The 6,650-nt window shown below is 47.5% G+C and carries 7 protein-coding genes and 1 pseudogene; 4 read left to right on the forward strand and 4 right to left on the reverse strand.

Annotated elements, in window-relative coordinates; all coding sequences use genetic code 11:
• A pseudogene (locus NDI34_RS27295) lies at nt 1-96 on the forward strand (IS982 family transposase); the annotation flags it as partial.
• Nucleotides 97-336: 240 nt separating this feature from the next.
• Here the strand turns inward: NDI34_RS27295 and NDI34_RS27300 are convergent.
• Both NDI34_RS27300 and NDI34_RS27305 read right to left on the reverse strand, forming a co-directional pair.
• Entirely contained in the window at nt 337-2,703 is a 2,367-nt protein-coding gene (locus tag NDI34_RS27300; RefSeq protein ID WP_348234398.1) for a protein phosphatase 2C domain-containing protein, read from the reverse strand.
• 153 nt (nt 2,704-2,856) lie between these two features.
• Nucleotides 2,857-3,096, reverse strand: a complete 240-nt coding sequence (locus tag NDI34_RS27305) for a DUF6737 family protein (protein WP_190410864.1) — start codon at nt 3,094-3,096, stop codon at nt 2,857-2,859.
• Between the two features lie 356 nt (nt 3,097-3,452).
• On the opposite strand from NDI34_RS27305, the gene NDI34_RS27310 reads away from it, so the two are divergent.
• Nucleotides 3,453-3,800 (forward strand): hypothetical protein, encoded by a 348-nt coding sequence (locus NDI34_RS27310; protein ID WP_190532881.1) that lies wholly within the window; start codon nt 3,453-3,455, stop codon nt 3,798-3,800.
• 85 nt (nt 3,801-3,885) lie between these two features.
• Nucleotides 3,886-4,158 carry a hypothetical protein gene (locus NDI34_RS27315; protein ID WP_190532883.1) on the forward strand — a complete coding sequence of 91 codons (273 nt, stop codon included), beginning with the start codon at nt 3,886-3,888 and terminating at the stop codon, nt 4,156-4,158.
• An 80-nt stretch (nt 4,159-4,238) separates the two neighbouring features.
• Here the strand turns inward: NDI34_RS27315 and NDI34_RS27320 are convergent, their stop codons facing one another.
• A complete protein-coding gene (locus tag NDI34_RS27320; RefSeq protein WP_190410861.1) occupies nt 4,239-4,583 on the reverse strand; it encodes an NAD(P)H-quinone oxidoreductase subunit M in 345 nt (114 codons plus the stop codon).
• A 134-nt stretch (nt 4,584-4,717) separates the two neighbouring features.
• Nucleotides 4,718-5,263 (reverse strand): 3-isopropylmalate dehydratase, encoded by a 546-nt coding sequence (locus NDI34_RS27325; protein WP_190532886.1) that lies wholly within the window; start codon nt 5,261-5,263, stop codon nt 4,718-4,720.
• 362 nt (nt 5,264-5,625) lie between these two features.
• On the opposite strand from NDI34_RS27325, the gene NDI34_RS27330 reads away from it, so the two are divergent.
• Nucleotides 5,626-6,516, forward strand: a complete 891-nt coding sequence (locus NDI34_RS27330; protein WP_348234399.1) for a hypothetical protein — start codon at nt 5,626-5,628, stop codon at nt 6,514-6,516.
• Nucleotides 6,517-6,650 lie beyond the last annotated feature (134 nt).

The raw sequence follows: 6,650 nt of genomic DNA on the forward strand, positions 1-6,650 counted from the left end.
TTTATGGTGAATATCCTCTGCGGATTGATTGCTTATTGTCATCAGCCAAAGAAGCCTTCACTCAATCTGGATTTCACTTTGCCTCAAGCTGCTTAACCCGAACTCAGGTTATTTTAGCTTTAGCGATTCACTATCAATCGTTTTTGGGCAGTGAATCGTGAGTAATGGGTGGCAAGTCTCTGGCAGTCGTCACTGGCAGCAAAAGACAACTGACCTAGAGACGCGATTCATCGCATCTTTACCAATTGACGAATGACTCCTGATTAGCGACTACCCAAGAACACCTAACCCTGACAAAAACCGAAGTCCTAACAATTAAAGGCTAGCAATTAATTGCTATTTAGAGGGGGACGAAGTGACGGTAGGTGTTGGATCGGCAGCCCCAATTGCACATTCGCCCAAATTAGCCGATGTTGGTGCGAAATTTGGATTAATTACAGGTAAAACGTCGGATTCCCGAATCCAACCAATTTCTCCTTGTTTTATTGGGCGATAGGTCACTTCAGGGACGGCTCTTGGGTTTGGGGTGCCGGAATTAACTTTTTCAGGGGAAAGCTGCGAATTAGATGTAGTGAGCGTTGAGCAAACTTTCACCTGTAGCCAACTGTCAGGGTCTTGATTTCGCTGGATGGAGCTGACTTGCAAAATACTCCCATCGGAAACTAACCCGACTACAGATTGGTTTTGGGGTGCCTGGACACCACGTCGCAGCAAAACAGGAACTTCTTTTCCCTGAACGTTCTTGGTTGTGGAACGGGTGGTTTGGAGCAGCAAGCCAGCCTCTAAAGAGGGCACAGAAGTGGAAGGAGTCACAACAGGTTCTGCCGATGGAGATGAACTGGCGGCGGATGGTTCAGGGCTGCGGCTAGAGGGGGGTGTCAGCCCGATTAGAGGCTTGACCCTGTCTTGGACTTCTGGAATCAACCAATAAGCGATCGCTCCGCTGACACCTGCTAACAGAAGCAGCACTAGAAGGAGCGGCAAAGGACTCCTAGTAGTAGACTGCGGTGAAATGATCTTGGTTTTGATTCTGGAAGCAGACGGAGATTGAGAGCGCACCGAAGCCGCTGGAGCCGGAGTTGGGGCTGCGGGTGGAATGGCTCCCATCTGTAGTGCTGTGACCTGTTGCCCAGTTTGAGCTGATGCCACTTGGCAGTAGACAAGGGCTACTGTAACGTTGTCGTGCCCGTTTTTGGTGTTGCCAATTTCAATCAGCCGGGTTCCGGCGGTTGACAAATCAATCTGACCTTCTAGAATTGGCAGAATCTCTGTTTCCCAGTATTGCTCTACTCGGTCATTGTCACTCAGACCATCCGAACAGAGAAGAAAAACACCGTCTTCATCTAAAACAAAGCGCTGTACGGAGGGGTGCAGGGTTGCTGATGAACTCATACCCAACGCCTGAACGAGAGAGCCAGCGCCGGATTGTTCCACTGCATCCCGGTAGAGGGCGTATCCGAGCCGCACCTCCCGCGAAGCAATATCATCATCTAGGGTGATCTGCCGACACCCCGTGCGAGTAATCCAGTAAGCTCGACTATCTCCCACATGAGTGATATACATTTCATGAGCGTGGGCTAACGCCATCACCAACGTAGTGCCCATGCGTTGCCGGTCGAGCCGCTGTTCCGTGTCGTTGCGCTGGCTGATAACATCATTGGCAGCACAGGCAAAGTTTTCCAATTCTAGGGTAAGAGCGGTCGGATTTAAAGGATTGGCTGGATTCGCCAGCAGATTCTGTACTCGCTCTTGGATAGTTGCAATTGCCACATGGGAGGCGACTTCCCCGCCTTCATGTCCCCCAATACCGTCGCAGACTATTGCCAAGGGAAGGGAGGGATTGGTACTGCTTGGACTGGGGGGATAGCAGGCATCCTCATTTTGCCGACGAGTTGGCCCTGTATCGCTGCGGGTGACAATTTGATAGGTGCAAGATTGCGATCGCCCAATGGTTTCCATTGCCTCATCCAACAGCCCCACCAGCTGCTCTGCCGTCTGTACGGCTCCTTGGTTGAGCTGCTGACAAACTTGTTCCAAAAATTTTCCAATGGTTGGGTGTGAAGCGGCGACCCATTTAGACCAAAGTTGACCTAAGTTTTGCAGCGTTACTGGGGAGCTTCGATCCGCCTGCAATATCAATAACCGAAGGATGGAACCTTCTACTCGCAGCAGCGCTGGTGTCAACAAACTCGATCCTACATGATTGATTTGCAGGGGTTCCCACAAATTTGCCATCTGCCATAGCCAAGTCAGTTGGCGCATTGCCGAGGCGTTTTTCCAGACGCTGGTTAGTTCTGGCATGAGGGTGCCTTCCCCGTTCCCGCAGCTGTAAATCGGTACCTGCTCTAGCAGCCAAGTTTCAGCGTTACGCTGCCCTTCTGTTGGTGTCAGAAGTCCGTATAGTTGGGGAACGTGCAGCTGATAGGGAGACAGCTTGAGATACGGCATAAGGCTGTTGGATATCTCCGGCAACATTTCCGGAGACAAAGCCGGTTTGGTATCTAAAATGATGCGATCGCTTTTCAGCAAATATCGCTCAGCAATCAGATCCCCAGCCTTGTAGGCCTCTATCCCTTCACCAACTGCCCACAAGTACCGTTTGAGCAGCGGCGTGCGGCATTTCTGACAAAAGTTATGGCTCTGGGGATTAGGAGCCTGACAATTGAGATTCGAGCAGTAAAGCGTTGCCGCAGAATTGTTCATGAAGGTTATGCGCTCCCATCAGCCTGTTGTGATTTGACTTGCTGTTACCAGAAGCTACTGAGAAAGGTAGCTCTTTCTCAATTCGCCAAATCTGAGCGTTAATCTGGATTGTAGCCTCTGACACTCAATAGATTTGCGATCGGTCAATAAAACTCATTCTTCACTTACAGAATTTTCGGTTTGCTGATAATAACGCCGCATTAGTCGAGGCCAGAGTAGCAAAAAGTATGACATCCACACAAGAATGGGAATCGAGACGCCAGCCGTTATCCAAATTGTTTTGGTTAGTGTCCAAGAGGCAGTGATGACGGTAATAGTCGTCAGCAAAATAGACCAAGGCTGACACCACCAAGGTTTATACGTCCAAGGGCTTTCGGGGTCTTTTTTATACACTAGAGGTAAAAAATAATCAAGTTTCTATTTCCAGAGTTTAGCGGTTAAGGGTCTTCTCGTGCTTGAGAAACTGACACTTCGCGTTAAATTTGAATCAGACTAGGCGATGCTTTTTTAAACGTTGGGTAAAATCACTCCGGCTACCAAACTTCAACCGGGGCAGTTTAACTCCTCTTTCAACTCCTCACGAGCGAGGGGCGAAATCCTCCCCTTTCTTGGTAGAGATGGGGAGTCGAGGGTTTACATTTGTTGTCCTGCTTTGATACCGCATTGTGCCCTTTGCAGGTTCTCCGGTTTCGCCAATCAAGGATTGTTGTTCCAATTTGCTCTGTGTACTGCCACTTTCCCCAATTGCCATGCCCAAGTCCGAAGCTTATACTGCTACAGATCCACCATTTGCAGAGCTTAATTCACCTGCTAGTGCAGAAATTAAGCAATTAATTGACTCTTTAGAGGAGTCTCACCGCCTGCGTTCCAAGATGGTAAATTTGGAAACTTGGGCGCTGGCTGAAACGATGGATCATTTTCTTCCAGGGTTTTGGAGCCGCTTCTTAGAAAATCGCCGCATTGCTCTTAAGCAATTTTTGGAGCAGAAACGAGCGGCTAAATCCCAAGTTGCTGCAAATGCTCAGTCTTTGGATGGTAGCGTTATCAACTCAACTCAGCAAAATTCCTCATCTATGCAGAAACAGACAGAGAGCTGACTTACACCCACAGAAAGAGGCGATCGCACACCCATTTCTCTAATCTAATATTAGTAACATTAAGATTCAAATCTTTAGGAGTTATATGGAAAACCCACCCAAAGATACAACCAATAGAACCACTAATCCGGGCGATAGAATTTCCGATAAACCCGAAACCGTTGAAGAAAAAGCCCAGCAAATTGCGGTAGATGCGCCAGATATTACCGGCGACCATATCGTTGTTCCAACTTACTTTGAAGTGGAAGAGCCGGACGGAGAAAAGAAGGCATTACACCATGTTAAGGATGCCGAGGAAATCTCTGATGTTATTCGCCAAGCTCGCATTGATGAAAATGGGAATCGGATTTGGCGGTAAATTATCTGTAGTGACTAGTAATTAGTTGTTAGAAAGTTTTCTGATAATTAAACTCAACTTTTCTAACAACTAAAAAAGAATTACTCAGCCGATTGAGTGCTAACCTGAGGCAGTCCCATGCTGTAATTGAGAACGCGGCTACTCAGGTTGTAACTAATTTGCCCCTGCTGTAGCAGGCTTCTCAGGAAATGTTCCAAGTCGGAACCGATACGACGCAGATTATATTCTGTTAAATCTGCACCGTTGTAAGCTTCAACCATCTCATCGAATTTGCCATAAACCTGTTGCAGAGCGTCTTCGTTCCAATTAAATTCATTATCTGGATCGACATCTAGGGTTAATACATTGTCACTCTCGACGAGTTCGTTGTTCTTCACTTCAGCGGTATAGATGCGGATGTGGCGGGTTGTACACTTTAGGAGCATAGTCGTCAATAGTTTTTGGCTTACAGACATTAATAACTATTTTAAAGAATTGTAAAAGCGATCGCGCTTAGATTCAAAAGTTTTGAGTGTTGAAAGATTGAACTCAAAATTCAACACTCAGAATATTGCGAGCGCTACCGGGTAGGAATCATTCCCGTTTGCCGAGCATAAGCGAAAATCCCCCCTGCATCAATCACTGGGCCTACATCGCCCAAAGGCTGGAGAGAATAAGTTTTACCCAAGGTATGGTTAATCAGCTGATTTTGTTCAAAATCAATTGAAACTTCCTGTCCCGTTTCAAATTCATCGCACAACCGCTCAGAGGATTCCCAAGGGTAAAGTTCCCCAGTAGCGGCACAATTGCGGAAAAAGATCCGGGCATAAGACTGAGCCACTACTGCCTTAACGCCGCTAGCACCCAAAGCAATCGGTGCGTGTTCCCGTGAAGAACCGCAACCAAAGTTTTCCCCAGCAATAATGATGGGATACTGGGTCTTGATTTCTCCAGAAGCCACAAACTTTCCATAACGATCCGGCAATCCAATCAAGGCATAACTGCCCAATTTTTCGTACTCGTCAGGCTTGGAAGGAACCAGAGTCAGGTATTCAGCTGGGATAATTTGATCGGTATCAATGTTGTCATCCAAAACAAAAATTGCGCCGCGAATCAATGCGCCCATGATTCAGTTCCCGGTTTTTCCAATCTTCTGTTTAGCTATTTCACTTTATCATTCAAGAGCGCGACTGGCTGCTCTGCGACAGATAGCATCTTCGCTTGGGAGGTACCTCCCAAGCGCCTTAACAAAGCTTCGTAAGCGAATCTCCCGCTCAATGTAGAAAAAATATCTTCTGAGAGGGACATCTTGCCACAGCAAGACCCTTGGCAATCGTCTGCGCTGCTTCATGAAACTAAGAGCAAAAAAGGAGCGATCGCAGTTGCCGGTCAATTATACTACTCTGACAGAGTCTCTTAAACAAAAAGACTGATACTCTTAAATAAAAAAAGTCAGGTTGAACTACCGGCATCATTTACTCAAACAAAATGGTTGATCCGATGGATGATATCGCCAAACAAGCTCGCCAGGGGAGCGTGGCGGCGATTATTCAAATACTCAATGACAAGCTGGCAGAGGCTGGTGTCAGAACTAGAGCCATTTTTGCCGATGGTGTCTTGCAGCTTTTGTGTGAGGCAGCTACGCCAGATCAACTCGAACAATCTAGCCTGGTACAGCGCATTCGGCAGATTCTGGAATCAATTTCACCGCGAAATATTCGTCGAGTCAATATCAACAGTCGGATTGTCCGAGAGCAACAATTACTCTGGCTAGAAGAAATTCATCGAGATCCGGAGAGTCAGTTACTTTGGGCTGAAGAAATTACCCTTGCCAAGCCGAATGTTTTTCGACGTTTAGGAGAAGATTTCAAGGGACGGAAACCTGCCAAAAAAAGTCAGCCACCATTCCCCCAGCCGTCCTCCCGGTTTGTACGGGAAAAACGCCAATTCTGGCGTGGTATTGTGGGCGGTGCCAGCTTATCGTTACTTTTACTGCTGGTAGGCTGGGCACTTTATGATTGGCTAGGGCCATTTACGATTACTCGGACGCCAGTTTCTGCGCCAAACTCTTCCCCAAAGACGACAGCGCCAGCAACCTCTTCAGCTCCTGTAGCATCAAGCACCCAAACAACTGCATTGCCTTCGTCAGATCCTTTTGCAGACGCGGTGCGACTGGCGGAACAAACGTCAATTGCGGGGAGAAATGCTCAGACTTCTGCTCAGTGGTTGGATTTGGCGGCTAAATGGCAACAAGCTTCCGATTTAATGGCTGCTGTACCCCCCTCTGATAGTCGTTACGGAACGGCTCAGGATCGGGTGGAATCTTATCGGAAAAAGAGTGAAATTGCCCAGCAGGAAGCAAAAAAAAGGCGTTCTTAAACGTCAAACATTGTTGTTCCCTAGGGCGTGTCATCAATTAGATAAGCTAGAGCAAGAGAGAGAAGAAAAGGCTGAGCAATGACACGACGGTATGCCCTGCGCGATGACCAATGGGAGCGGCTCAAAGACTTGTT

This window comes from Trichocoleus sp. DQ-U1, from assembly GCF_039961925.1.
Lineage (GTDB): Bacteria > Cyanobacteriota > Cyanobacteriia > Cyanobacteriales > FACHB-T130 > FACHB-T130.